This window comes from Streptomyces sp. NPDC088817 (genome assembly GCF_044750345.1).
Taxonomy (GTDB): Bacteria; Actinomycetota; Actinomycetes; order Streptomycetales; family Streptomycetaceae; genus Streptomyces.
Map to the genome: position 1 here is coordinate 117,569 of NZ_JBIVJN010000009.1, position 25,488 is coordinate 143,056.

The 25,488-nt window shown below is 70.5% G+C and carries 23 protein-coding genes; 9 read left to right on the plus strand and 14 right to left on the minus strand.

The genetic code is table 11. From position 1 onward, the window contains the following. Positions 1 to 249: 249 nt before the first annotated feature. The 3 genes from ACIP4X_RS18790 (at position 250) to ACIP4X_RS18800 (ending at position 2,760) form a co-directional block, all read left to right on the plus strand. Positions 250 to 1,554, plus strand: a complete 1,305-nt coding sequence (locus ACIP4X_RS18790; RefSeq protein ID WP_358734177.1) for a GAF domain-containing SpoIIE family protein phosphatase — start codon at positions 250 to 252, stop codon at positions 1,552 to 1,554. A gap of 193 nt (positions 1,555 to 1,747) precedes the next feature. Continuing rightward, positions 1,748 to 2,122 carry a hypothetical protein gene (locus tag ACIP4X_RS18795; RefSeq protein ID WP_358734175.1) on the plus strand — a complete coding sequence of 125 codons (375 nt, stop codon included), beginning with the start codon at positions 1,748 to 1,750 and terminating at the stop codon, positions 2,120 to 2,122. 197 nt (positions 2,123 to 2,319) lie between these two features. After that, positions 2,320 to 2,760, plus strand: coding sequence for a metalloregulator ArsR/SmtB family transcription factor (locus tag ACIP4X_RS18800; RefSeq protein WP_358734174.1), 441 nt, complete (start codon positions 2,320 to 2,322; stop codon positions 2,758 to 2,760). Positions 2,761 to 2,767: 7 nt separating this feature from the next. On the opposite strand, the gene ACIP4X_RS18805 is transcribed toward ACIP4X_RS18800, so the two are convergent. The 4 genes from ACIP4X_RS18805 to ACIP4X_RS18820 all read right to left on the minus strand — a co-directional run bounded on the left by ACIP4X_RS18805 (position 2,768) and on the right by ACIP4X_RS18820 (position 8,739). Further along, positions 2,768 to 3,895 (minus strand): acyltransferase, encoded by a 1,128-nt coding sequence (locus ACIP4X_RS18805; RefSeq protein WP_358734172.1) that lies wholly within the window; start codon positions 3,893 to 3,895, stop codon positions 2,768 to 2,770. A gap of 554 nt (positions 3,896 to 4,449) precedes the next feature. Then, positions 4,450 to 6,135: an IPT/TIG domain-containing protein gene (locus tag ACIP4X_RS18810; RefSeq protein ID WP_358734170.1), complete on the minus strand. Its 1,686-nt coding sequence runs from the start codon at positions 6,133 to 6,135 to the stop codon at positions 4,450 to 4,452. 685 nt (positions 6,136 to 6,820) lie between these two features. Next, positions 6,821 to 7,714, minus strand: coding sequence for a ribokinase (rbsK, locus tag ACIP4X_RS18815; RefSeq protein ID WP_358734168.1), 894 nt, complete (start codon positions 7,712 to 7,714; stop codon positions 6,821 to 6,823). Continuing rightward, positions 7,711 to 8,739 (minus strand): LacI family DNA-binding transcriptional regulator, encoded by a 1,029-nt coding sequence (locus tag ACIP4X_RS18820; protein ID WP_401349478.1) that lies wholly within the window; start codon positions 8,737 to 8,739, stop codon positions 7,711 to 7,713. The genes rbsK and ACIP4X_RS18820 overlap by 4 nt, the downstream gene beginning before the upstream one ends. Positions 8,740 to 9,070: 331 nt before the next feature. Here ACIP4X_RS18820 and ACIP4X_RS18825 point away from each other — a divergent pair, with 331 nt between their 5' ends. From ACIP4X_RS18825 to ACIP4X_RS18835, 3 genes are all read left to right on the plus strand, one after another. Next, a complete protein-coding gene (locus ACIP4X_RS18825) occupies positions 9,071 to 10,018 on the plus strand; it encodes a nucleoside hydrolase (RefSeq protein ID WP_358734164.1) in 948 nt (315 codons plus the stop codon). Further along, positions 10,015 to 11,457, plus strand: a complete 1,443-nt coding sequence (locus ACIP4X_RS18830) for an MFS transporter (RefSeq protein ID WP_401349483.1) — start codon at positions 10,015 to 10,017, stop codon at positions 11,455 to 11,457. The genes ACIP4X_RS18825 and ACIP4X_RS18830 overlap by 4 nt, the downstream gene beginning before the upstream one ends. 72 nt (positions 11,458 to 11,529) lie before the next feature. Then, entirely contained in the window at positions 11,530 to 11,898 is a 369-nt protein-coding gene (locus ACIP4X_RS18835) for a DUF4440 domain-containing protein (protein ID WP_401349486.1), read from the plus strand. 47 nt (positions 11,899 to 11,945) lie between these two features. Here ACIP4X_RS18835 and ACIP4X_RS18840 read toward each other — a convergent pair whose 3' ends face one another. The 3 genes from ACIP4X_RS18840 to ACIP4X_RS18850 are packed head-to-tail and all read right to left on the minus strand — an operon-like array spanning position 11,946 to position 15,630. Beyond that, positions 11,946 to 13,271 carry a M20/M25/M40 family metallo-hydrolase gene (locus tag ACIP4X_RS18840; RefSeq protein WP_391455597.1) on the minus strand — a complete coding sequence of 442 codons (1,326 nt, stop codon included), beginning with the start codon at positions 13,269 to 13,271 and terminating at the stop codon, positions 11,946 to 11,948. Further along, positions 13,268 to 14,674 (minus strand): cytosine permease, encoded by a 1,407-nt coding sequence (locus ACIP4X_RS18845; RefSeq protein ID WP_401349490.1) that lies wholly within the window; start codon positions 14,672 to 14,674, stop codon positions 13,268 to 13,270. Before ACIP4X_RS18845 ends, ACIP4X_RS18840 begins: the two co-directional genes overlap by 4 nt. 2 nt (positions 14,675 to 14,676) lie before the next feature. Further along, on the minus strand, positions 14,677 to 15,630 hold the full coding sequence (locus tag ACIP4X_RS18850; protein WP_358734155.1) for a DUF1177 domain-containing protein: 954 nt from the start codon (positions 15,628 to 15,630) through the stop codon (positions 14,677 to 14,679). Positions 15,631 to 15,775: 145 nt separating this feature from the next. On the opposite strand from ACIP4X_RS18850, the gene ACIP4X_RS18855 reads away from it, so the two are divergent. Together ACIP4X_RS18855 and pepE are read left to right on the plus strand one after the other, a co-directional pair. Next, a complete protein-coding gene (locus ACIP4X_RS18855) occupies positions 15,776 to 16,615 on the plus strand; it encodes an IclR family transcriptional regulator (RefSeq protein WP_358734154.1) in 840 nt (279 codons plus the stop codon). Positions 16,616 to 16,644: 29 nt separating this feature from the next. Continuing rightward, positions 16,645 to 17,373, plus strand: coding sequence for a dipeptidase PepE (gene pepE, locus ACIP4X_RS18860; RefSeq protein WP_391455592.1), 729 nt, complete (start codon positions 16,645 to 16,647; stop codon positions 17,371 to 17,373). Between the two features lie 55 nt (positions 17,374 to 17,428). Here the strand turns inward: pepE and ACIP4X_RS18865 are convergent, their stop codons facing one another. The 7 genes from ACIP4X_RS18865 to ACIP4X_RS18895 all read right to left on the minus strand — a co-directional run bounded on the left by ACIP4X_RS18865 (position 17,429) and on the right by ACIP4X_RS18895 (position 23,857). Then, positions 17,429 to 18,193, minus strand: a complete 765-nt coding sequence (locus ACIP4X_RS18865) for an ATP-binding cassette domain-containing protein (RefSeq protein WP_391455590.1) — start codon at positions 18,191 to 18,193, stop codon at positions 17,429 to 17,431. Further along, on the minus strand, positions 18,190 to 18,990 hold the full coding sequence (locus tag ACIP4X_RS18870) for an ATP-binding cassette domain-containing protein (RefSeq protein WP_391455588.1): 801 nt from the start codon (positions 18,988 to 18,990) through the stop codon (positions 18,190 to 18,192). Before ACIP4X_RS18870 ends, ACIP4X_RS18865 begins: the two co-directional genes overlap by 4 nt. Continuing rightward, complete coding sequence (locus tag ACIP4X_RS18875; RefSeq protein WP_358734149.1) at positions 18,987 to 19,865, minus strand: ABC transporter permease; 879 nt, start codon at positions 19,863 to 19,865, stop codon at positions 18,987 to 18,989. The genes ACIP4X_RS18870 and ACIP4X_RS18875 overlap by 4 nt, the downstream gene beginning before the upstream one ends. Continuing rightward, positions 19,862 to 20,827 (minus strand): ABC transporter permease subunit, encoded by a 966-nt coding sequence (locus ACIP4X_RS18880; protein WP_391455584.1) that lies wholly within the window; start codon positions 20,825 to 20,827, stop codon positions 19,862 to 19,864. The genes ACIP4X_RS18875 and ACIP4X_RS18880 overlap by 4 nt, the downstream gene beginning before the upstream one ends. Then, positions 20,827 to 22,347: an ABC transporter substrate-binding protein gene (locus ACIP4X_RS18885; RefSeq protein WP_358734146.1), complete on the minus strand. Its 1,521-nt coding sequence runs from the start codon at positions 22,345 to 22,347 to the stop codon at positions 20,827 to 20,829. The genes ACIP4X_RS18880 and ACIP4X_RS18885 overlap by 1 nt, the downstream gene beginning before the upstream one ends. 46 nt (positions 22,348 to 22,393) lie before the next feature. Then, entirely contained in the window at positions 22,394 to 23,122 is a 729-nt protein-coding gene (locus ACIP4X_RS18890) for a DUF1684 domain-containing protein (protein ID WP_401349498.1), read from the minus strand. A gap of 183 nt (positions 23,123 to 23,305) precedes the next feature. Next, a complete protein-coding gene (locus ACIP4X_RS18895) occupies positions 23,306 to 23,857 on the minus strand; it encodes a DoxX family protein (protein WP_358734143.1) in 552 nt (183 codons plus the stop codon). A 210-nt stretch (positions 23,858 to 24,067) separates the two neighbouring features. Here ACIP4X_RS18895 and ACIP4X_RS18900 point away from each other — a divergent pair, with 210 nt between their 5' ends. Beyond that, positions 24,068 to 25,360, plus strand: coding sequence for an amidohydrolase (locus tag ACIP4X_RS18900; protein ID WP_391455578.1), 1,293 nt, complete (start codon positions 24,068 to 24,070; stop codon positions 25,358 to 25,360). Positions 25,361 to 25,488: the final 128 nt, after the last annotated feature.

Sequence of the window (25,488 nt, forward strand, 5' to 3'; positions counted from 1 at the left end):
CCGCCCCAGCCATCGACGCACCACACGACTGGCAAAGAGGGACGGATGCCCGGAAAGCCGCCGATCCGCTCGGCCCCCGCGGTTCCACGCAATAGAAGTTCCGGCCGTTTCGTACAGCACAACGAAACTTTCGACGTCAGCACCGTACACCGACGGCGTACCGGGCGCAGGCCCTCACCGCACCGAACGGCACAGTATCCCGACGAAGAATGACAGAGTGTTACAACAGGTGCGTAAGGAAGGAACACGATGAAGCGGAAGCCTTCACAGTCGACAGAGCCGACGGAGCCGACGGCGGGATCCACGCCGGAGGTCGCCGCGGCCAGGCTGCGGCTGCTCGCCGAGGCCAGCCGCGCGCTGGCCTCGGGCCTTGACGCGGAGGAGGCGCTGCGCCGCGTGGCCCGGGTGGTGGTTCCGCATCTGGCCGACGCCTGTGTCGTCGACCTGGTCGAGGGGAACGGGCTGCGCCGTCTCACCGTCATGGACCGGGACGCGGAGCGGGTGTTGCGGGTCCTGCCGGGCGGGTTCCTGCCCGGGCCGGACGACTCGGCCGCCGCCCTGGCGAAGGTGCTGCGCGGCGCGGGCCCGACCGTGGTCACCGACTTCGACATGCCCGATCCGGACGACTCCCTGCGCTCCGCCCAGTGGACCCTTTACCGGATGCTGGGCGCCGAGACCGCGTTGATCGTGCCCATGGGCGTACGCCGGGAGGCGCTCGGAGCGCTCACCTTCGTACGCCGTGCCCCGGCCGTTCCCTTCGACGAGCAGGAGCAGGCGCTCGCCGCCGACCTGGGACACCGCGCGGGCCTCGCCCTGGACAACGCGCGTCTGTACGCGCTGCAACAGCACACCGCGGAGCAGCTCCAGCTCTCCCTTCTGCCCGATCTGACCGGGCTCGGGCACCTCCAGCTCGCCACCCGCTACGTGGCCGCCCGCGAGCGGGCCGAGGTCGGCGGCGACTGGTACGACGCCTTCCCGCTCCCCGACGGCTCGGTGGTCCTCGCGATCGGGGACGTGGTCGGCCACGACCTGGCGGCGGCCGTCCGCATGGGCCAGTTGCGCAACATGCTGCGCGCCCTCGCCTACGACAGCGGGGACGATCCGGCCGGGGTGATGAACCGTCTGGACCGGGTCATGCAGGGCCTGACCAGCATCGAACTCGTCACAGCCGTCATCGCCCGGATCGAGACGCCGCCCGGTGAACCGTGGCGGCTGCTCATGAGCAACGCCGGCCACCTTCCGCCGCTGCTCGCCCAGCCCGATGGCCGCACCCTCCTGCTGGAGGAGGGGCACGCCCCCGTTCTGGGAGTCGATCCGGCGCTCCGGCGCGAGACCGCGGTGGTCGCCCTGCCGTCCGGCGGCACCCTGCTCTTCTACACCGACGGCCTCATCGAACGTCCCGGCGAGGACATCGGCCGCGGCCTCACCCGGCTGCGCCAGCACGCGGCCGCGCTGGCCCGTGAACCGCTGACGGTCTTCCGCGACGAACTGCTCACCCGGTTGAGCGACGACCAGCACGACGACATCGCCATCCTGGCCCTGCGCATCCCTTGATTCCCCGAAACGCGTGGGTACAGAGAAGCGAAAGGTCAGTTGTGATCGCCAACGTGTTCGTATACGACACTCCCCGATCAATGGATGTCAGTGTTGAAGACCTTCCCTCGGACGCCCCGGACGCGCGCCTACGGTGCGCTCACCGGACGGCCGGCGCCGTCCCGGACTCAGCCGACGATCAAGGGGAGACACCGTGGCGAGTGTGGAAGTGTCGCTGAAGGAAATGATGACCGCGGTCGAGGGGGCGCTGGGCGCGGCGGTCGTCGACTACACCAGCGGAATGGCCCTGGGAACCCTGGGCGGGGGCAAGGACCTGGATCTCACCATCGCCGCGGCGGGGAACACGGATGTGATCCGCGCCAAGGTGCGCACCATGGAGCAGTTGGGCCTGAACAGCCAGATCCAGGACGTGCTGATCACGCTCGGCGACCAGTACCACCTGATCCGCCTGGTCACCGGACGCAACGGCAACGGCCTGTTCCTCTACCTGGTGCTGGACAAGACCCGTTCGAATCTGGCGATGGCCCGCCACCAGCTCAAGCGTGTCGAGGAACAGCTCGAGATCTAGCTCTTCGCGCGCCCCGGGCCGACGTCTGCCCATGATGTGAAAACTTCTTCAAGTCACCACATCAGCATGATTCCAAGTCGTGGTTGCACACGGCCCGGGGCGAGAAGGATCTGCTCTGCACAGCACATTCCGTGTGGCGTCCCCCGGGGCGCCACCGCGTCTTGGACCATCCCCGATGCGGCAGGGAGCACGCGCTCATGCAAGTCCCCCTCTACCAGGCCAAGGCGGAGTTCTTCCGCATGCTCGGGCACCCCGTGCGCATCCGGGTCCTGGAGCTGCTCCAGCACGGTCCCGTGCCCGTACGCGATCTGCTCGCCGACATCGAGATCGAGCCGTCCAGCCTCTCGCAGCAACTGGCCGTGCTGCGTCGCTCCGGCATCGTCGTGTCCATCCGGGAAGGATCGACGGTCCGCTACGCCCTCGCCGGCGGCGATGTCGCCGAACTGCTGCGCGCGGCCCGCCGTATCCTCACCGAACTCCTGGCCGGCCAGAACGAACTGCTCGCCGAGCTCCGGCAGACCGACGGGGCCGTTCCCGCCACCACCCCCGTGCCCGCCGTGTCCGGACGGATGCCCGTGGGGGCCCAACTCGCGCACACCGTCGTACCGTCGGAGGCGCGGGGCCGCGGCAAGGGGTGAGCGGCACTCAACGACACCGTGCCGGAGGCTGCGGACCGAACGCGGCGCTCTTCAGGGAACGCCGCATGGTCCGCACCATCGGGCGCTCCACGAACCGGTGCACGAGATGGGCCAGCACGACCAGGGCGACGACCGTGACCCCGACCAGGAGCAGGGGTTCGAACCGGTCGCCGAAGTGGTGCGCGACGGTCATGCCGATCGTGTCGTGCAGTAGGTAGAGCGGGAAGGTCATCGTGCCCATGACGGTCAGCCCGCGCCAGCGGAGCCGGCGGGTCCAGCCGAGCGCGATCGCGCCGACCATCAGGAAGAAGACCGTGACCGCCAGGACTAGCCAGCCACGCCAGGGCGCCCAGGTCTCCCAGTTGTTGCGGCCGCCGGTGGGGGCCAGCAGGAAGTGCAGGGCCAGCAGCCAGGACATGGCGACGATGCCCCACAGCAGAGGTGTGGGCCGGTAGCGGTGCATGAGGTAGAAGGCCATGCCCGCGATGAAGTACGGGGCGGAGGTCGGGTTCACCACGAGCGTGAGCAGCGGGACGTGGGCGGCGGGCGCGAGTACGGCGGCGACCGTCCACAGCCCGCAGAAGATCACGACGCGCTGGTGGCTGAGGCCCTTCCACACCACGGCGGCGAAGGTGAGGTAGAAGCAGAGCTCCGGCCACAGGGTCCAGTAGACGGGGTCCAGGTTGGACACGCCGAGCGGGGTCTGGAGCATGGTGAAGTTCGCGAGCAGGACGCGCGGGTGGGGGTGCCCGAAGGGGGTGTCGGCGAAGTAGATGACGCACGCCGACACCACGATGGCGATCCAGTACATCGGGTACAGGCGGGTGACGCGGGAGATGAAGAAGTCACGCGGGGTGCGCCCCCACGCGCTCATGCAGATGACGAAGCCACTGATCAGGAAGAACAGGTCGACGCCGAGCCGCCCGAAGGCGAAGTAGCCGTGCAGCTCTGGGAAGACGCTCTGGTACGGGCGCCCCCAGATGATCCGCATCGCCGCCGGTGTCTGGCCGACGAAGTGGAAGAGCACGACCGACAGCGCCGCCAGGAAGCGCAGCCCGTCCAGTGCGGCGAGCCGGTCTCCGCCGGTGTCGCGCCCGGCGACGATCGCTCGTGCCGCAGGGGGTGCCTGCGGCACCAGCACTTCCTCTGTGACCGCCCCCTCGTTCCGCAGTCGCGTGGCTGTACCGGCCGATGCCCTGCGATCCGTCTGGGTCATATCTCCCGTTCCAGAGTCGTCCTTTGTCGAAAGGGCCCTGGAATCCGGTTCGATGCCCGACGGGCGGATGGCGGTTTCGCCGAGTTTGCACTCATTCCGCTGCGGGGGCGAGTGCCGGCACCGCCCTGGCCCACAGAAGGGCCCTACCCGAAGTCCTCGATGAGATACGGGGCCGCCGGGGTGACACGAACCCCACAGGGGAGCGACACCCCCGGAGCGTCCTCCTCATGCCGGATGCTCCCGGCAGGAGACTGCCGAAGCCCGCGCCCCTGCACAAAGGTCACTGACTTCCGCCCACGACCAGCACGAGTACCCCGGGGACCGGTCACACCAGCCCTTTGACCTGCGGCTTCAGGTTGGCGAAGGCTCAGTCCTCTCCATTCGCCGGGTCAACTCGGCATTGCCCGACCGAAGTTCTCTGCTACCGGGCACCGGCGATGTCCTGGTACGGGAGTGCGTCGTGCAGTGGATGATCAGGTGTAGGTGTAGGCGTCGGGAAGGGTGGCGGAGCCGCCCGCCGTGGTAACGGTGACGTCGACGGGGCCGGGGGCGGAGCCAGGGGGAACGATGGCGGCCAGGACGGTATCGGACCCGATGCTGAACTGGGCGAAGACGCCGTTGAACGAGACGGCGGCGGTGGTCGTCAGGTTCTTGCCGGTGAGGTCGACGACAGTCCCGCCGGCTACCGGGCCGCTGGTGGCGCTCAGGCCTCCGAACTGTGGTGGGTCGACATAGGTGTAGCTGAGCCTTCCGGTGGTCAGGCCGCCGGCGGTGGTGATGGAGACGGGAACGGTGCCAGGGGAGGCGGCGGGTGGCACGTCGACGGTCAGCTGCTGGTCGGAGACGACTTGGGGAACGGCCAGCAGGGTGCCGAACAGTACTTGGGTGGCGGTGGCCAGGAGGGCGCCGTTGATGGTGACGATGTTCCTGCCTGCTGTCGGACCGGCGGCGGGGCTGAGGGAGGAGGCGTGACCGCTGGGGTAGTACTGGAAGGGCTTGGGGTTGCTGGTGCCGCCTGCGGTGGTGACGGTGACCGGAGCGGTGCCGGAGCCGGGTGGAGACGACGCGACGACCTTGTTGGGCGTGTTGGCGATGACGGCGGCGGAGCTGGTGCCGAATTGCACCGCGGTGACCCCGGACAGGTTGGTGCCGGTGATCGTCACCTTGGTGCCGCCGGACTGGGGGCCCAGAGTGGGAGCCATTTTGTACAGGGCTTGGATGACGCTGACGCTGTTGGATCCGGAGTTGGCCACGAAGACGGCCAGCCCGTTGGGGGTGACGGCGATTCCGGCGGGCTGGTGGCCGACGGCAATGGTGTCGGTGACCGTGCCCGTGGTGGCGTCGATGATGCTGACGGTGTCGGAGCCATTGTTGCTCACGTACACCTCGCTGCTGTCCGGGGTGATCGCCACGCCCCAGGGAGTGGTGCCCACGGGGATGGTGGTGGTGATCGTCTGGCTGGCGGTGTCGATGACGCTGAGGGTGTTCGCGCCGCTGTTGGCGGCATAGAGGTGGAGGGTGTCCGTGCTGGCTGCTACGCCGACGGGCGCGGAAAGGCCGGGGATGGTTGCCACCACGGTGAAGGTGGCTGTGTCGATCACGCTGAGGGTGTTGTCGTCGTGGTTCGTCACGTACACCTGTCCCCCGGTGGGGGAGACCGCGACCCCGGTGGGGCCGGCGCCGACCGGAATGGTCGTGAGGATGGAGTTGTTGAACGTGTCTACCACGGTGAGACTGTCCGATCCCTGGTCGGCGACGTATACGCGGATCCCGGCCGGGCTCACGGCGATCCCGAAAGGAGCGCTTCCCACCTCGATCTTGGAGAGGACGGTCAGTGTCTGCTGCTCTGCGGTGCTGAGAGCGTTCGCGCCGTTTTCCGCCACATAGATGAGACTGCTGTCCGGACTGACCCCCACCCCGGCGGGGGCGCTGTAAGGGGCCAGGGCAGTACTGACGACGAGTTGTCCGATATCCACCACGGAGGTGGTGCCGGATCCGCTGTTGGTCACATACGCATGCAGCCCGAGGGGGCCCATCCCCAACCCCAGTGGCTTGATTCCCACCGGAACCGTTTGCACGGCCCGGGAGATGACGGCAGCCTGCGATACGGCAGCCAGGACTGGCGGTTCTACGGTCGGGTTTGCTGGTTCGTCCATCATGCACCTACCGGTGGTGAGCCCCTGGGAGGGGCTTCGGGAAGACGTGCCACGCCGTCGAAGGCACGGAACGAGCAGTGCAGCGAAGGGCCGACGGGCACGTGCGAGGAGCGAAATCGCCTTGCCTCCGCCTAATTAGACGAGCAGGACCGGACTCGACGACAGGTAGACATGAAGTATTTGATATCAACATAAATACTTCTGTGCGCCCCCGCTTCGACCTGTTTCACCGCGTCCCGTTCGCCGCGCCGACTCGGTGTGCACCTTCCCGGGCAACCGCGTCCGGCGGAGCATCAACAGCATGGATCTGCACCAGGTCCCTGGCGGCCGGTCGGTGAAGCCCCGGTCAGCGTGGCCGGGACAAAAGGACTCGATCCGTCTTTCGAGGAGTCGGATGCCGTCGCACTGTCTCGCCCTGCCGGCGGCGTCGGGTCCGCCTTCTCCCACCGCGACAACGCGTTCGGCACCACGGCCGTGTTGAGGCAGGACGACTTCTCGCGGGGGGCCAAGACGCGCGGCCCCTGTTTCTGGACTCCGCGACGCCGTCCGGGGTGGTCGGTCGCCAGACGCCGCCGGAACTGCGGAAGCCCAGCGGGCGCGGAGCGGTGCCGATGTCCCGCAACGGACCCCTGACCGTCGCGTTGAGGTCGGGCATCTCCCAACGACAATCCTCGATCGCCGAGCGTTTTCAGCTCTTGAGGAACGCCTCCACCTCGTCGCGGTGGGGCAGTGACGGCTGGGCGCCGGGGCGGGTGGTGCTGAGTGCCGCCGCGGCGCAGGCCCAGCGGGCGGCCTGTTCCAGGGTGCGGCCCTCGGCGAGGGCGACGGCGAGCGCGCCGCAGAAGCAGTCGCCGGCCGCCGTGGTGTCGACCGGCCCGACCGTGTAGGCCGGGACGTGCAGTCGCGCGGTGCCCTCCAGGAGGAGCACGCCGTCACCGCCGAGGGTGACGATGACCGCGCCCGCTCCGCGGAGTTTGCCCGCGGCGGCGGCGACCTCGTCCATCGTGTCCGGTACCGGGGTGCCGGTGAGGGCGGCCAACTCGGTGCGGTTGGGGACCAGCACGTCGACGTGGCGGGGCGGGACGGCGCCCTCGACGGCGGGTGCCGGGTTGTACACGACGATGCCGCCGGCCAGCTCGGCGGCCGCGTGATTGGCCTCGTCGGGGACCTCCTGCTGGAGGACCGTGACCTCGGCCCGGCTCAGCACGTCGGCGGCGGCCCGGCAGTCGGCGGCGGTCAGGCGGGAGTTGGCGCCGGGGCTGACGATGATGGAGTTCTCGCCCGAGGGGTTGACGGCGATCAGCGCGCGCCCGGTGGGCACGCCGGGGGTGCGGGTCAGGTGGGTGGTGTCCACGCCCTCGGCGCAGGCCGCGGCGGCCATCACGTCGGCGGCGTCGTCCTCGCCGACCCGGCCGATCAGGGCGACCTGCCCGCCGAGCCGGGCCGCGGCGACCGCCTGGTTGGCCCCCTTGCCGCCGGGGTGCTCGACGATGTCCCCGCCGAGCACGGTCTCCCCCGGCACCGGATGCCGGGGAACGGGTGCGACGAGATCGAGGTTGAGGCTTCCGACGACTGCGATCACTGGTGTTCCTCTGGGGTTCTGCTGCCGGGGACGGTCGTGGGGGCGGCGGCGCCGGGGGCGCTGGAGGCGCGGACGACGAGTTCGGGTGAGAGGCGGACGGCCCGGTACGCCTCGGCTCCCCCGCCGTCGAGCCGCTGGGCAAGGAGCCGGAGCGCCTCGGCCGCGACCTCGGCGGCCGGCTGACGGACCGTGGTCAGGTTGGGTTCGGCGAGGCTCGCCATGGGGATGTCGTCGAAGCCGGTGACGGCGACCTCGCCGGGGACGTCGACGCCGAGTTGTCCGAGGCGTTGCACCGCTCCGACCGCGATGAGGTCGTTGGCGCAGACGATGGCGTCCGGGCGGGCCGGCCAGATCCGGTCGACCGCGGCCCGTCCCCATTCCACGGAGAAGTCGCCGAGTTCGGAGCGTTCGGGGGCGAGCGGGTCCAGGGCGGCGACACCCGCCGCGTAGGCCATGCGCCGTTCGACGGCGGTCGAGGCGGTCCCGGCGGCGCCGAGGAAGCAGAAGCGGCGGCGCCCGGTGCGGGTCAGGTGCTGCAGGACGAGGGCCATGCCGGCGGCGTTGTCGACGGCCACCGAGTCGGCGACGCCGGGACCGCAGGAGCGATCGAGGAGGACCAACGGGACACGGGTTGCGGCGAGTTCGACGGCCGCGCGGCTGTGTGCCTCGTCGACGGGGATGACCAGCAGCGCGTCCACCTGCCGGTCCAGCAGGGCGGTGATCCGGGCCGCCTCGATCCGCGGGTCGTCGTCGCAGTCGGCGAGCAGCAGGGCGCGGCCCCCGGCGTGCAGGGCGTGCTCCACCTCACGCACGAGGGAGGGGAAGAAGGGGTTCGTGATCTGCGGCAGCACCAGGCCGATGGTGCCGGTGGAGCGGCTGCGCAGGGCGCGGGCGACCTGGTTGGGGCGATAGCCGAGGCTTTCAGCCGCGGCCCGAACGCGGCGTGCCGTCTCCGCTCCCACCGGACGGGTGCCGGCCAGTACGCGGGACACCGTGGCGACGGAGCAGCCGGACGCGCGAGCCACATCACGCAATGTCACCTCGGTCACCGCACTCCGCCCCCTTCTGTCGGCTCGGATTCCTGGTCGGCACACGGGTCCCCGGCACCGACCAGCACCGATGCCGGAGAACGTTATCACCCGCCTCCTGCGCCCGGACTGCTGCGGGATCAGGGGAGGGCGGGAGAAAGATGTAACGTCCATTGACATATTGGTGAGGAATGGGCGAATGTTCGGGAGAACGTTTTCCCTAACGTCTCCCCAGGCGCCGGACCACTCGGCGCCCTCCGGACGCGGCCGCCCCTGGGCGTCCCCGGAGATCGGTTTCACCCAGGTATGCGAGCAAAGGGGCTCTCCGTTGGCCAGAAAGATCATCCTCGACTGCGACCCCGGGCACGACGACGCCATCGCCATGCTGCTGGCGCACGGCAATCCCGAGATCGAGCTCGTCGCGGTCACGACTGTGGTCGGGAACCAGACGCTGGAGAAGGTGACCCGCAACGCGCTGTCCGTGGCCCGTATCGCCGGGATCACCGGAGTGCCCTTCGCCGCGGGCTGCCCCCGGCCTCTGGTGCGCGAAATCGAGACGGCGCCGGACATCCACGGCGAGTCCGGACTCGACGGACCCGTGCTGCCCGAGCCGACCCTGGAGCTGGACCGCCGCCACGCGGTCGACCTGATCATCGACACGGTCATGTCGCACGAGCCGGGCGAGATCACCATCGTGCCGACCGCCGGTCTGACCAACATCGCGATGGCGGTCCGCAAGGAGCCGCGCATCGCCTCCCGCGTCCGCGAGGTCGTCCTGATGGGCGGCGGCTACCACGAGGGCAACTGGAGCGCGGTCGCCGAGTTCAACATCAAGATCGACCCCGAGGCCGCGCACATCGTCTTCAACGAGAGCTGGCCGGTCACCATGGTCGGTCTCGACCTCACGCACCAGGCGCTCGCGACACCCGCCGTCACCGAGAAGATCGCCGCGGTCGGCACCGCGCCCGCCAAGTTCGTCCTGGAACTGCTGGACTTCTTCGGCGCGATGTACGAGCAGGCCCAGGGCTTCGAGTTCCCGCCGGTGCACGACCCCTGCGCGGTCGCCTACGTCATCGACCCCGACGTCATGACGGTGCGCAAGGCCCCCGTGGACATCGAGCTCACCGGCACCCTGACCCTCGGCATGACCGTGGCCGACTTCCGGGCGCCCGCCCCGGACGACTGCCACACCCAGGTCGCGGTGAAGCTCGACCACGAGCGGTTCTGGAACCTCGTGGTGGACGCCCTCGAACGGATCGGCGACGTCCAGGCATGACCGCTCCCAGCGTTTCCACCACCGGCAGGCCACCCGGTTCCGCGCAGGGCTCCCCCGTCCGGATCGGTGTCCTGCTGACCGCGCTGCTCGCCGCGTGCGTGGCGTTCCAGCTCAACGCCAGCATGATCAGCCCGGCGCTGAAGAGCATGGAGGGCGCCCTCCACGCCACCTCGGCCGAGATCGGGCTCACGCAGACCGCGTTCTTCACGTCCGCGGCCCTGTTCTCGCTGTTCCTGCCGCGGCTGGGCGATGTCGTCGGCCGCCGCAAGGTCCTCACGGGCATGCTGGCCCTCATGGCGGTCGGCTGTGTCGTCGCCGCGTTCGCGCACAACGTGCCGGTGCTGTTCGCCGGGCGCGTCATCCAGGGCGTGTGCGGCCCGGTCGTCCCGCTGTGCCTGATCATGCTGCGGATGGAGGTGCCCGAGCCCAAGCGCTACGGCACCCTGCTCGGTGTGATCACCGCCTTCAACGGCGGAGTCGCGGGTGTCGACTCCCTCGCGGGCGGCTACCTCGCCGACCACCACGGGTTCCAGTCGGTCTTCTGGGCGATGGCCGTCGTCGCGGCGGTCGCCACGGCCATGGTCGCGCTGATGAGCCGCGAGTCCAGGGCGCCGGTCGCCGAGCGCATGGACTGGCCCGGCGTCCTGCTGCTCGTGGTCTCGGTGGGCTCACTGCTCATCGCGCTGAACGAGGCCGGCAAGCTCGCAGCGGCCGACTGGCCGCTGGTCGCCCTGCTCGTGGTCGTCGCCGCGGTGGCCTTCGCGCTGTTCTGGCGCACGGAGAACCGCAGCGGGCATCCGCTGGTCGCCACGCATCATCTGCGGCAGCGCTCCACGTGGGCGCTCCTGCTCACGACGGTGCTCACCATGACGGGTGTGTTCGCCGTCATGAACGGGCTGATCCCGGCGTTCGCCGAGGACGCGCAGGCCGGACTCGGGATGTCCGCGCAGCAGTCCGCGTGGTGGACGCTCACGCCGTACGCCCTGGCCGGACTGGCCATGGGCCCGATCGCGGGCCGGCTGGCTGCCACCTTCGGGTACGGCCGGATCCTGCGCATCGGTCTCGTCGGGGCCGCGGCGACCGTGGTCCTGATGATCTTCACGCTGCACGGCCATTCGCGGGCCCTGCTGCTGACGGCGTCCATCCTGGTGGGGATCACCTACGCGGGGATCGGGAACATCGTGCTCAACGGGCTCGGCATCGTGCTGTCCCCGCGTGAGAACCCCGGGTTCCTGCCCGGTCTGAACGCGGGCGCGTTCAACCTCGGCGCCGGTCTGAGCTTCGCGGTGCTGTACGCGGTGAAGACCGCGGCGGCCCCCGCGGATCCGTCGTCGACCGGCGACTACACCACCGCGATGATCACGGGCGCGGTCATCATGGCCGTCGCGGTGGTGACATCGTTCCTCATCCCCAAACCGGTGGCTGCGGAAGCGCGTTGAGCCGCGCGCGGGCGCACTGTGGGCCCCGCCGGGAGTTCGCTCCCGGCGGGGCCCACGCGTAGGGTTCCCCGCATGACGAGTGACGAGCGGGAAGAGGCCGTGCGGGCGGCCCTCGACGGAGAGTTGCGGCTTCTCGATCCCGAGGTGCGCGCCTGTCCGGACCGCGTCCTGGAGCTGCTCGACCCGGAGTTCACCGAGATCGGGGCCTCCGGACGCCGCTGGGACGCGCGGTCGATCCTCGAGGTGACGAGCGGCGGCTCCGTCTCCCCGGACTCTCCGGTCGAGGTCAGCGAGATGTCCGGAACCGTCCTCGCCCCGGGCCTCGTCCACCTCACCTACTTCGCCGACAACCAGGGCCGCCGCGTATGGCGCAGCTCCCTGTGGCGACTGACGGAGACAGGCTGGCGCATGTACTTCCACCAGGGCACACCGGCCGGCTGAGTACCCTCACCCCGCGGACGACGCGGAGGCGAGGGTGGGGGCGGCGGTCAGCAGTTCTGCCACAGGCGGGTCATCACCCTGACGCCGAAGCGGAGGCCTTCGAGGGGGACTCGCTCGTCCACGCCGTGGAAGAGGCGGCCGTAGTCGAGGTCGTGGGGCAGTTTCAGGCCCTTGAAGCCGAAGCAGCGGATGCCGAGCTTCGTGAAGGCCTTCGCGTCGGTGCCGCCCGGGTTGCAGTACGGCACCGGGTGGCCGTCGGGGTCCTCCGCGCGTACGGCCGCGCACATCGCGTCCACGAGAGGGCCGTCGAAGGTGGTCTCCATGGCGATGTCGTGGTTGACCCACTGCCGGCTGACCGACGGCAGGAGCAACTTGTCGATGGTGTCGACGAGTTCCTGCTCGTGGCCGGGCAGGAAGCGCCCGTCGACGCGGGCGGTGGCCCGGCCCGGGATCACGTTGGTCTGGTAACCGGCCGAGAACATGGTGGGGTTGGCGGAGTTGCGCAGCACCACCTGCATGAAGTCGGCGACCGGCCCGAGCTTCGCGAGTTCCGCGTCGAGGTCCTCGGCGTCGAAGTCGACGTCGACGCCCTTGAGCCGCGCGGCCTCCGCGAGCAGCGCGCGCACCGGCTCGATCAGGCGGATCGGGAAGGTGTGGCGGCCGATGCGGGTGAGCGACTCGGCGAGGTCGGTGACCGCGTTCTCGTCGTTCGGCGAGGAGCCGTGGCCCGCGCGACCGGTGGCCGTCAGTTCCATCCAGGCCATGCCGCGCTGGGCGTTCTCGATCGGGTACAGCCGCCGGGTGTCGTCGAGCGCGTAGCTGAACCCGCCGCCCTCACCGATCGCCTCGGTGACGCCGGCGAACAGCTCGGGCCGGTGCTCGACCAGCCAGTGCGCGCCGTACCTGCCGCCCGCCTCCTCGTCGGCGAGGAAGGCCAGGACGATGTCGCGGGACGGCCGGGTGCCGGTGCGGGCGAAGTGCCGGGCGGTGGCCAGCATGACCGCCACCGTGTCCTTCATGTCGATGGCGCCCCGGCCCCACAGGTAGCCGTCGCGGATCTCGCCGGAGAACGGCGGGACCTGCCACTCGTCCGGGTCGGCCGGTACGACGTCCAGATGGCCGTGGACGAGCAGCGCCCCGCGGTCCGGGTCGCGGCCGGGGATGCGGGCGACGACGTTGGCGCGGCCCGGCGCGCTCTCCACCAGTTCCGAGCCGATGCCGGCCTCGGCCAGCAGCTCGACGACCCGGTCGGCGCAGGCGCGCTCGTCGCTGGTGGGGTTGGAGGTGTCGAAGCGGATCAGCTCCGCGCACAGTTCGATGGCCTCGCGCTGCGCCTCCTCGGAGGCTGCGGCGAGTGCGGGGGTGGTGCTCATGAGGCTCCTACGGAGGCCGTGCCGGTGGCGGCCGGGGACTGCCCGGTGCCGTCGGCGGTCTCGTCGTCGAGGGTGGTGGTGCCGTAGGTCCTGATCCAGCCGGCGAGTCCGAGGACGCTGTACAGGACGAAGGCGGTCAGCAGGGAGTTGAGGACGGGGATGCCGCCGTCGTAGAACTTGCCGACGCAGAACGCCGCGGCCCAGATGACCAGCGACATCGGTACCCAGACCGGTGAGGTGGCGGGCAGGGTCTGCGTCTCGCGGGTGGCGTCGAGCGGTCCGCGCATGCGGCGCACCACCCAGTACTCGGCGACGATGATGCCGCCGACCGGCGGGATGGCCACGCCGAGCACCGACAGGAAGTCGGTGAAGTGGGTCATGATGCCGACCGCGGACAGCAGGGTGCCGGCGAGGCCGAGGACGATGGTGACCGCGCCGCGGCGCAGGCGCTTGCGGAAGACGACCTGGAAGAAGTTGACGACGCCGAGGGAGGAGCCGTACAGGTTCCAGTCGTTGATCTTCGCCGTGGACATCAGGACGACCAGCACACCGAAGACGCCGGAGGTGGAGAGCACGATCTGGGAGACCTGGTTGCTGCCCACCAGATGACCGAGCAGGACACCGGTCATGCCGACGATGTACTCGGACAGGATCATGGATGAGGCGCTCTGCACGAAGACGTGCGCGCCCTTCTTGTTGTAGCGGGTCATCTCGGGCGCGACGATCGCGCCGGTCATGAAGCCGCCCGCGATGGCGGTCGCGGCGACCGACAGCGGGATCGCCGGGCCGGGGGCCGGCGAGTGGACGAGGTCCGAGAGGGAGTGCTTGGTCAGGGCGTCGGTGACGGACCAGGCGACCATCGCGAAGAACAGCGGGGTGACGATCTTCGCGAAGACCGCCATGTAGCGGAAGCCGAAGACCACCAGGACCGTGATGGCCAGGCCGGCGACGACGCACCACAGCCACGCGGGGCCGCCGACCAGCGCGGAGACGCTGTTGCCGAAGATCGTGTTCTGCACTCCGAACCAGCCGACGAGGCTGATGGAGATGACGAGGCTGACCAGCGCCGAGCCGTTGCGGCCGAACCCGACCCAGCGGGTCAGCAGCGGGGTCGCGAGGCCCTCGCGCATTCCGGCCAGGCCGATCGCGAAGATCACGACTTCCAGGATCACGGCGCCGAGGGTGAAGGCGAGAAGCGCGTTGCCGAAGGACATCCCGACGCCGATGGTGGCGCCGAGCGTGAACTGCGAGATCGATCCGGACTGGGCGAGCCACTGGAGCAGCATCGTCCAGAAGCCGAGCCGTTCGCTGCGCGGGACACGGGCGAGCGCGTAGTCGTCGCTGCCCAGGTCTCTGTGGCCGGCGGCGTCCTGGGCGGTGGCGGTGTTCTTGTGTGCGGCCATGATCACGACTCCCTGGGTGCGCGGCCGAGGGTCTGCAGGTGTGCCAGCGAGCCGTAACGGGACACGAGCTGGTCGAACTCCACGTCGTCGTGGAAGTCCAGGCGTCCGCCGCCGTAGGCCTTGGCGGTCTCGACGGCGAACCGGGCGGCGGCCGCGATGTCGCTCTCGTGGCTCGCGCCCGTCTGGCAGCCGGGCACCGCCGCGGCCGAGGTGACCGCGAGGCCGACGACCGGGGCGGACGTCGCCGTGGCCGGCTGAAGGATCGAATTGATGTGGTGTACACCGTTACCGTACGGGGTGATGTCCTGCGTGGTCACCGGGTACGTGACCAACGGCTCACCGGTGACCACGGCCAGCAGCTCCCCCAGCTGCTCGCTGACCTTGAGCACCCAGCCCTCCTTGACGGTGGGCGACAGGGCCAGGCCCTTGTGGTTGATGATCCGGTTGCCCTTGGTGGTGTCGATGGAGAGCACCGCCTCCATCGCGTCCGTGACCTCGTGCCGGTTCATGGTGGCGATGTCGACCGGCGAGTCCATGAACGGCACCGGGTCGTGCGGTGCGGTCGGGGCGTTCGGGCAGATGTGGGTCGCCACGATCACGTCGCCGTCGAGCACGTCGCCGCGGCGGCGCATGTCCAGCAGCTTGGCGGCGGTGGCGATCGCGGCGATCGCGCCGTCCGCGTCGGAGACCAGGCCGGTGATCTCCGGACGGGCGCCCACGCCGCCGAGCCGTCCGACCACGCCGAGGGTGCGCGCGGTGCCGCCGCGGCCGCGGCCGGCGCGGCCCGGCACGCGTACGAGGACGAAATCCGTGGCGCCCCGCTCGCCGGTGACGGTGGTGACCTGGGTGCCGGAGCCGGCGGGGCCCGCCACGGAGTCGAGGTAGGCGGCGACTCGCTTCCCGTCGGCATCCGGATCGTCCAGCAGATCCACGATGTCCAGGACGTACTTCAACATGTGCAGCTTCTCCTGATCCGCACCTGGGGCGGTGCTGACAGAAGATTCGGGATCCGTTAACCTTCTTGGCAACAGTTTCCCGTTATCTGCAATTCAGGTCTGAATGGCGAGATGGGCGGAGGGACGGACGTCCCTGGCGGACGTCATGCGGAGAGGAGTTGCCGTGCCTGACATCCCCGTCGACCGGAAGACCCCGGCCGGGGCGCTGCAGACCGTCGACCGCGCCCTGCTGGTGCTGCTGGCGTTCGAGCGCACCCGGCCCGACTGGGGCGTGACGGAGGTGGCCACCGAGTTCGGCTGGGACACCTCGGTCGCGCAGCGGCTGCTGTCCACGCTGGCCGGGCGCGGCTTCCTGGTGTCGGACCCGGCGACCCGCCGCTACCGGATCGGTCCCGCCGCGCTGCGGCTCGGCCGCCTCTGGGAGCGATCCGGCTCGCTGGAACTGCTCGCGGAGCCCGTCCTCCAGGAGCTGCGCGCGGCGACCGGGGACACGGTCCTGTTCTGTCTGCCCGACAGCTTCCACATGCGGTGCGTGGCCGCGGTCGAGGGCGAGGAGGGGCCGCTCCGGTACTACCCTCTGGTCGGCGAGCTGTATCCGGCGCACGCGGGGGCGACCAGCAAGTCGTACTACGCGTTCCTGCCCGACGAGCAGCGCCACCGGCTGTTCCGCGGCCGGCCCATGGCCCGGTTCACGGAGCGCACGGTCACCGACCCCGACCAGCTGGAAAGGGAGTTCCGTCAGGTGCGGGCACAGGGGTACGCGTGGACGGTGGGCGAGTACGACGCGGGCATCGGCACCGTCGCCGTGCCGGTCTTCCTCGGCGCCGAGCCCTACGGCAGTCTCAGCCTGGGGGCCGCCGGGGAGCGCTTCCCCGACGGTCCCGAGGACCGGCTCGACGCGCTGCGCAAGGCGGCCCGCCTGCTGGAGCAGCGGCTGACCCACCCGCCCCAGCGCCACCGCCGCCCGCGCGGCCGTACGGCCTGAAGCATCGACCCCATGGTGAGGAACACCCCTTGAACCTGCTGCTCCTGTCCAACTCCACCCAGTACGGCCGCGGTTACCTGGAACACGCCCTCGACACCGTGACCGCGTTCCTGCCGGACCGGGCACGGCTCGCGTTCGTGCCGTACGCGCTCGCCGACCACGACGCCTACACGGCCAAGGTGCGCGACGCGCTCGCCGGGGCCGGCATCGACGTGCACGGCGTGCACGAGGGCGGTGACCCGGTGGGCCGGCTCGCCGAGGCGGACGCCGTGTTCGTCGGCGGCGGCAACTCCTTCCGGCTGCTGACCGCCCTGTACCGGACGGGCCTGCGGGAGGCGCTGATCAAGGCGGTCGGGGACGGGCTGCCGTACATGGGCGCCAGCGCGGGCACCAACATGGCCGCGCCCACGCTGCGCACCACCAACGACATGCCGATCGTCCAGCCCCCGTCCTTCGAGACGCTGGGTCTCGTCCCGTTCCAGATCAACCCGCACTACCTGGACCCCGACCCGGGCTCCACGCACAAGGGCGAGACCCGCGAGGAGCGCCTGACGGAGTTCCTCGAGGAGAACGACGTGCCGGTCCTCGGTCTGCGCGAGGGCTCCTGGCTGCGCGTGACCGGAACCCACGCCGTGATCGGCGGCGAGAACGCCGCCCGCCTCTTCTCCCGCGGCACCACGCCGCGCGAGGTACCGGTCGGCACGGACGTCTCCGAACTGCTCACCATCACCCCGGAGTACGACACACCGGCGCGGTAGGGCCGGGAGCGAGCCGGAGGAGAACCGCCGCCGCGCCGGGGGAGGCGGCGGCGGTTCAGGCCGGCAGGCGCGGCACGCTGTCGAGCAGGCGGCGGGTGTACGGGTGGTCGGGCCGGGTCAGGACCTGGGCGGTGTCGCCGTGTTCGACCATGCGGCCGCGTTCCAGGACGGCGGTGCGTTCGCACAGGGAGGCGACGACCGACAGGTCGTGGGAGACCATCACCAGGGTCAGCCCCTGCTCCTGCTTGAGCTCGGCCAGCAGGTCGACGACCTTCACGCGGGTGGTGACGTCGAGCGCGCTCACGGGTTCGTCGGCCAGCAGCACCCGCGGGGTGCAGACGGTGGCGCGGGCGATGGCGATCCGCTGGCGCTGGCCACCGGAGAACTCGTGCGGGTAGCGGTCCGCCGCGTCGGCGGGCAGGCCGACCCGTTCCAGGGCCGCGGCCACCTTCGGCCGGGCCGTGGCGCGGCTGTCGATACCGAGGGAGAGCAGCGGCTCGGCCACGGTGGCTCCGACCCGGCGGCGCGGGTCGAGCGAGGAGTACGGATCCTGGAAGACGCACTGGACGCCGCGCCGGAAGCGGCGCAGCTGTTCCCGGTCCCGCGGGGACAGCTCAGCCCCGTCGAAGCGGACCTGGCCGGCCGTGGGGCGGGCGAGGCCCAGCAGCAGCCGCAGCAGCGTGGTCTTGCCGGCCCCGGACTCGCCGACGAGCGCGAGACTGCGTCCGGCCTCGACCTCGAACGACACGTCCTCGACCACGTTGCCGACGGCGCCCCGGTAGCGCAGCGCGACGCCGGACAGTTCGAGTACGGGGGTCATCGCGCGCTCCTCAGGTCCAGGGCGGATTCCAGGCGCCGGGCGCTGGCGACGAGGGCCTTGGTGTAGTCCTCGCGGGGCGTGCCGACGATGGCCCCGACCGGGCCCTCCTCCACGGCCCGCCCGTCCTTCAGCACCAGGGCGCGGTCGGTCACCTTGGCCACCACGGCGAGGTCGTGGCTGACGAACAGCACCGCCATGTCCCGTTCCCGGACCAGCGTGTCGATGAGTTCCAGCATCTCGGCCTGGACGGACACGTCCAGGGCGGTGGTCGGCTCGTCCGCGATGAGCAGTTTCGGCTCGCAGGCCAGGGCCATGGCGAGGGCCACGCGCTGACGCTGTCCGCCGGAGATCTCGTGCGGGAAGGCACGGGCGATGCGCTCGGGTTCGGGCAGCCGGACCTGGACGAGTGTCCGCGCCACCGCCTGCTGAAGGTCCTTGCCCTTCAGGCCGGTGCGCCTGCGGAGGGGTTCGGCGATCTGGCGGCCCACACGCATCAGCGGGTCGAGCGCGGTGAGCGGCTCCTGGAAGACGACGGCCGCGTCCCGGCCGCGCAGGGAGGTGAGCCGCTTCTCGGGGGCGCCGACCACCTGGGTGCCGGCGAGTTCGACGCTGCCGGTGGCGGTCATGCCGTCGGGCAGCAGACCGAGCACGGCGAGCGTGGTGAGGGACTTGCCGGAGCCGGACTCGCCGATGAGGCCGAGGCGTTCGCCGCCGGACACGGTGAAGGACAGGTCGTCGACCAGGGTGCGGCCGTCGCTGGTGCGGACGCTCAGTCCGCGTACGTCGAGGAGGTTCACGCGCGCCTCCGGCGGGTGGCCGGGTCGAGGGTGTCGCGCAGGCCGTCGGCGATGAGGTTGACGCCGATGACGAGCAGGACGAGCAGGATGCCGGGGGCGAGCGCGCCCGCCGGGGCGGTGGTGAAGGTGGCCTGGGCCTCCTGGAGCATCCGGCCCCACGAGGCGTTCGGCGGGGGCGCTCCGAGCCCGAGGTAGGACAGTCCGGCCTCGGCGAGCACGGCGAGCCCGAACTGGAGGGCCAGGTTGACCACCAGGGTGGGCCAGATGTTGGGCATCACATGGCCGACGACGGTCCTGGGCCAGGACGTGCCGGAGGTGCGGGCCGCGGTGATGTAGTCCTGCGCGAGGACGCGCTTGACGAGGATGCGCACGAGCCGGGCGACGACCGCGCTCTGCGCCAGGCCGATCGCGAGGACGGCCGAGCCGAGGGTCGCCGAGCGCGCGGCGACGATGAGCATCGCGAGCAGCAGGGTCGGGAAGGCGATGAGGATGTCGAGGAACGCCGAGAGCGTGTCGTCGAGCCAGCCCTGCGCGAACGCGGCGAGCACCCCGAGGGTGACGCCGATCGCGGCGGCGACGAGCACCGACCCGAGGCCCGCCTCGACGGCGATCCGTGAGCCGGTCATGACCTGGGTGAACAGGTCGCGCCCGAGCTTGTCGGTGCCCAGCAGATGCCCGTTCCCGGGGCCGGCGAGGCGCCCGCCGGAGGTGTCGTCGGCGGAGTAGGGCAGCCAGAACAGGGACACCAGGGCGAGCAGCGCGATGAGGCCGGCGAGGACGCAGCCGACGACGAGCGTGGCCGAGCGCCGGGGGCGGCGTCCGCCCGGTGGCGTCTTCTCCGGCCGGACGGTGGGCAGTGTGTCCGCGCGGGTCATCGGGCACCTCCGGAGAGTCGGCCACGCAGACGCGGGTCGATGATCCGCTGGACCAGGTCGGCGACGAAGCCGATGAGCAGCACGGCGAGGGTGGAGACGAACAGCACGCCCTGGATGACCGGGTAGTCGTGCTGGGCGATGGCGGTGGCGAGCAGGGAGCCGAGGCCGGGCAGCGCGTACACCGATTCCACGACGACCGCGCCGAGCAGGGTCGAGGCGAGTTCGATGCCGAGGATCGAGATGACCGGCACGGAGGCGTTGCGCAGTCCGTGCCGCCACATCGCCCGGCCGAAGGACGAGCCCAGGGCTCGGGCGGTGCGCAGATGGTCGCTGCCGAGGACGTCGAGGGTGGCGGAGCGGATGTAGCGGATCAGGGACGCGCTCATCACCAGGGCGATGGTGACGACCGGCAGGACGAGGGAGCGGATCGCCTCGGCGGGCTCCGACCAGCCGTCCGGCGGGAAGCCGCCGGACGGGAGCCAGCCGGCGTTCAGGGCGAACACGGCGATGAGGATCATGCCGAGCCAGAACACCGGAACCGCGATGCCCAGTTGGGACACGCCGCTGAGCAGTGCGCCGTACCAGGTGTGCCGTTTGTGCGCGGCGACGAACCCGGCGGGCACGGCGAGGACGACGGCGAGGGTGAACGCGGCCAGGGTCAGTGGCACGGTGACGCCCAGCCGGGAGGCGACCTCGGGTCCGACGGGCAGCGAGCTGACGAAGGAGGTGCCGAGGTCGCCGCTCGCCAACTGCCCGAGCCAGTGGACGAACTGCTCGGGCAGCGGCTTGTCGGACCCGATGGAGTGCCGTGCCGCGGCGATCTGTTCCGGGCTCGCACCCACCGAGGTGAGTGCGTTGGCCGGGTCGCCGGGCAGCATGCGCAGCAGGACGAACAGCACCACGCTCGCCAGGGCCAGCGACACCAGGAGGAAGGCGAAGCGGCGCAGGAGATAGCGGGCCATCAGCCCTTCTTCTGGATGTCGTAGACGTAGAACTGCGAGTTGAGGCCGTTGAGCGGGTAGCCGGACAGCTTGCTGCTCGCGACGACGATCTGCGGGTACAGGTACAGCCAGTCGCTGGCCGCGTCCTCGGCGGTCCTGCGGTTGACCTTCTTCAGCAGTTCGGTCTGCTCGGCGGTGGTGGAGGCCTGTTCGGCCTGCTCGACCCACTGCGTGACCTGCTTGTTGTCGTAGCCCCAGTAGAAGTCGGGGTTGCCGTACCAGACGAGGTCGCGGTCGTTGACGTGCTCCTGGAGAGTGGCCGAGAAGTCGTGGTTCTTGTAGACCTTCGTGTACCACTCGTCCGGCGTGATCGTGTTGATCTTCACGTTGACGCCGACCTTGGCGAGTTCGGACTTGATGAAGGTCGCGGCGGTGGGGTGCGGGTCGTAGTTCGGGGTGTCGAGGGTGAAGCTGAAGCCCTTGGCGTAGCCGGCCTCGGCGAGCAGCTTCTTGGCGCGTGCCGGGTCGTAGGCGTTGACCTTGGTGAGGTCCTCGTACCAGGGGTCGGTGGGCGGCACCATCGAGCCGATGAGCTTGCCGTAGCCGCCCCACACGGATTCGAGGAGCTTCTTGTCGTCGATGGCGGCGGACACGGCCTGGCGCACCTTGACGTCGGTGAACGGCTTGGCCTTGTCGTTGAAGGCGAGCAGCAGCTTGGTGGTCGAGTCGCCGTCGTTGACCTTGTAGTTCTGGTTGCTCTTGAACTGGTCGAGGGCGTCGGGCGACTGCTCGCTGGTGACCACGTCGACGGCGCCCGTCAGCAGCGCGTTGTTGAGGGCGGTCGCGTCCTTGTAGTAGTGGAAGACGGCCTTCTTGTTCGTGGCCGCCTTGCCCCAGTAGCCGGGGAACCGGTCCAGGCTCAGCGCGGAGCCCCGGGTCCACTTGCCGAGCTGGTACGGGCCGGTGCCGTCCTCGGTCGTCTTCAGGTTCTTCGCCTGGGAGTTGATGATCCAGACGTAGGAGAGGTTGTAGACGAAGGAGATCGACTTCGTCGACAGCGTGACCTTGACGGTCCGCGCGTCGGGGGTGGCGATGTCCTTGATGACCTGGAGGTTGTTCTTGCGGGCGGACTGGGAGTCGTCCGCGATGACCTTCTCCAGGCTGTACTTGACGTCCTCGCTGGTGAGGGCCTTGCCGCTGTGGAACTTCACGCCGTCGCGCAGAGTGAAGGTGTAGGTGAGTCCGTCACCGCTCACCTTGTAGTCCGTGGCGAGCAGCTTCTCGACCTTGCCGTCGTCGGTGAGCTTGAACAGCCCTTCGTAGACGTTGCCGTTGAGGGCCTCGGTGACGCCCTGGCCGCCGCCCGCGGTGTTGTCGAGGTTCTGCGGCTCGTAGAGGGAGCCGACGTTGACGGTGGCGTCCTTGCCGGCGGTGCCGCCGGAGGCGCTGCCGCCCGAGCCGGAGCCGCCGCAGGCGGTCAGGGTCACGGCGAGGACGGCGATGGTGGCGGTGGCGTACAGGGACGTCTTCTTGATGCTCATGGCTGTGGGCGCTTTCGTGCTGGGGGTGCGGGAGGCTACGGGGTGATCAGTGCTGTGCGGGGAAGCCGCCGCGGAAGACGGGGAGCTTCTCACCGGCCTGAATGGGCAGGTGGAAACGGTTCTGCCGCGGCGGCATCGGACAGTTGTACTGATCGGAGAATCCGCAGGGCGGCACGAAGGCGCGGTTGAAGTCGAGCAGGACGCGGTCGTCGTCCTCGGTGCGCCGCACGAAGAGGAAGCGGCCGGCGCCGTAGGTGGTGTCACCGTTGGTGGGGTCGCCGAAGACGAGCAGCAGGGTGCCGTCGTCGTCGAAGGCGCTGAGGGTGTACTCGCGGCCGTCGATGCTGAGCGTGATGTCGCCCGGGACGACGAGGTCGCGGGTGCCGCCGTTGTCCCGGATGTGCTCGAAGGCCACGCGCCGGGCGCCGGGTACGGGCGTGTAGGTCGCCTCGAGCACCCAGGCCGGGTCGTAGGGGAACGCGTCGACGCGGGCGAAGTGGCGGACGGCGTCCGAGTCGGCGTCCCAGAAGCGCAGGCCGTGCTCGGGCTCGCCGGTGACGAGGTCGGTGCGCTTGAGCGTGGTCACGGTCACCGTCCGCGGCCGGCCCGCGCGTGCGGCCTCGGCGTCCGGGCGCTCACCGGCCGGCAGCCAGCGGGTCTCGACGAGGGCGAGGTTGCCCGTCGGCGAGGTGAGGGCCTGATGGCGCTCGGACCGCCATGCGTCCCACTCCCCCGCGGGGTCGGCTGTGGGCTGGTCGGTGGTGGGGTGGGACATGTCAGGACTCATTCGCGCAGCGTTCGTGGGCATCACGCCGCAGATGTCACGCCGCGTGAATTGATGGCCAAAGCGTCACCTTTATCTTCTATAAGGCTCTCTAATGTCAAATGAGATCCACAGGGCGGACAGCGACCCGGACGGCGGACCGGGGACAACCCGTCCGCCGTCCGGGGCCGGACATCAGTGACGCAGCAGCAGCGTGACACCGGCGACCACCGCGCCGAGCACGATCGCGGCGACACCATGGGTGACGCGGTGCGAGCGCAGCCCGGGCAGCAGCCGGTCCACGGCGATCCGGCCGGGGCCGGTCAGGGCGAGGGCCACCGCGGAGACGGCGATGAGCAGTTCGTACTCGACGCCCTGCGGGGCGAAGAAGCCGCCACCCCACTTGACGGAGATCGCGTTGACCAGCGTGCCGGCGACGGCCGCGGCGGCGAGCGGGGTGAGCAGGCCGAGCACCAGGCCGAGCCCGCCGAGGGTCTCGCTGAGCCCGGCCACGACGGCGAACGCCTTGGGCGAGGGGTAGCCGGAGGCCGCGAAGAACTGCCCGGTGCCGTCCACACCGCCTCCGCCGAACCAGCCGAACAGCTTCTGGGTGCCGTGTGCGGCCATGGTCAGCCCGAGTACCAGGCGCAGGACGAGCAGGCCGGCGTCGTACGCGTGCGCGGGGGCCGCCGGGGCCGCCTCCGCCGCGACGGCGGGGCGGGACAGGGCGGTTTCGGAAGTGGTCAAGGCGGGGACTCCTCGTGATTCGTGGGGGCGCGGGGTCTCGCGGCGCCGGGCATGGGGACCCGACATCACTTGAAACTTCAAGCTATACCCCGCGAGAGCATTACTACAACTTTCAAGCAGCTCGGTGTGGCGCCCCACGGGCCTGCCGCGCGCCCAGGGGTGTGGTTACGTCGGACATGGCGGCCCTCCACCGGCCGAAGGGGCATCACGATGACCGCACACGACATCGCCCGGCAGGTCCTGGCCGGCCTGAACACCACCCTGAACCAGGACCTCGAAGCGCTCTACCAGGACCTGCACGCCCACCCCGAGCTGTCCTTCGAGGAGCACCGCACGGCCGCCGAAGTCGCCCGCCGTGCAAGGGACTTGGGGTACGAGGTCACCGAGGGCGTCGGGCGGACCGGCGTCGTGGCCAGGCTGGTGAACGGGGAGGGCCCGACCGTGCTCCTGCGCGCCGACTTCGACGCGCTGCCCGTCACCGAGCGGACCGGGCTGCCCTACGCCTCCGTCAACGAGGGCGTGATGCACGCGTGCGGCCACGACGTGCACGTCACCTGCCTGTCCGGCGCCATGGCACTCCTGGCCGGCGCCCGCGAGCGGTGGTCCGGCACCGTGCTGGCCGTGTTCCAGCCGGCCGAGGAGCTCGGCCAGGGCGCCCAGGCGATGGTCGACGACGACCTGTACGGCCGCTTCGGCACCCCCGACGTCGTCCTCGGCCAGCACGTCATGGCGCTCCCGGCCGGCACCGTCGCCTGCCACCCCGGACTCGCCTTCGCCGCCACCGACGCGCTCCAGGTGCGCATGTTCGGGCGCGGAGCCCACGCCTCCATGCCGGAGGCGTCGATCGACCCGGTGGTGATGGCGGCCTCCACCGTGATGCGGTTGCAGACCGTGGTCTCCCGCGAGATCGCCTCCATGGACCGGGCCGTGGTCACCGTCGGCGCCCTGCAGGCCGGCACCAAGGACAACATCATCCCGGACGAGGCCCGGCTCCAGCTCAACATCCGCACCTACGGACCGCGGGTCCGCCGGACCGTCCTGGACGCGGTGGAGCGGATCGTCCGCGGCGAGGCGGCGGTCGCCGGGGCGCAGCAGGATCCCGAGATCAGCACCCTGCACACCTTCCCGCTGATGGTCAACGACGACGAGGCGTGCGCCCGCACCATGGCAGCCATCGGCGACGTGATCGGCCACGACAGGCTGACCGACCCCGGAGCCTCCTCCGGCAGCGAGGACGTCGGCGTCCTCGGCACCAGCGCGGACGTGCCCGTCTGCTACTGGCTCATCGGCGGCGTCGACCCCGGCACCTACGCGAAGGCTGACGCCGCGGGCACCAGGAGCCGGGACATCCCGCAGAACCACTCGCCGTTCTTCGCCCCCGTGATGCGGCCCACCCTCACCGACGGCGTCACGGCGCTCACCACCGCGGCCCTCGCCTGGCTCGGCCCGGCCCCGCGTGACCCGCCCGCGGGGAAACCTGATCGAGTAGGGTCCCCGGTGTGAACACCGGACCGGCCACAGGCCACTCACGGACGGGCGACCCGGTGGAGGGCTGATCGCACCACGGGAGCCGAGAAGGCTCCCCCCGGGTCCGGCACGCGGACCTCCCGTGCTCGTGCACCTCGACGAGT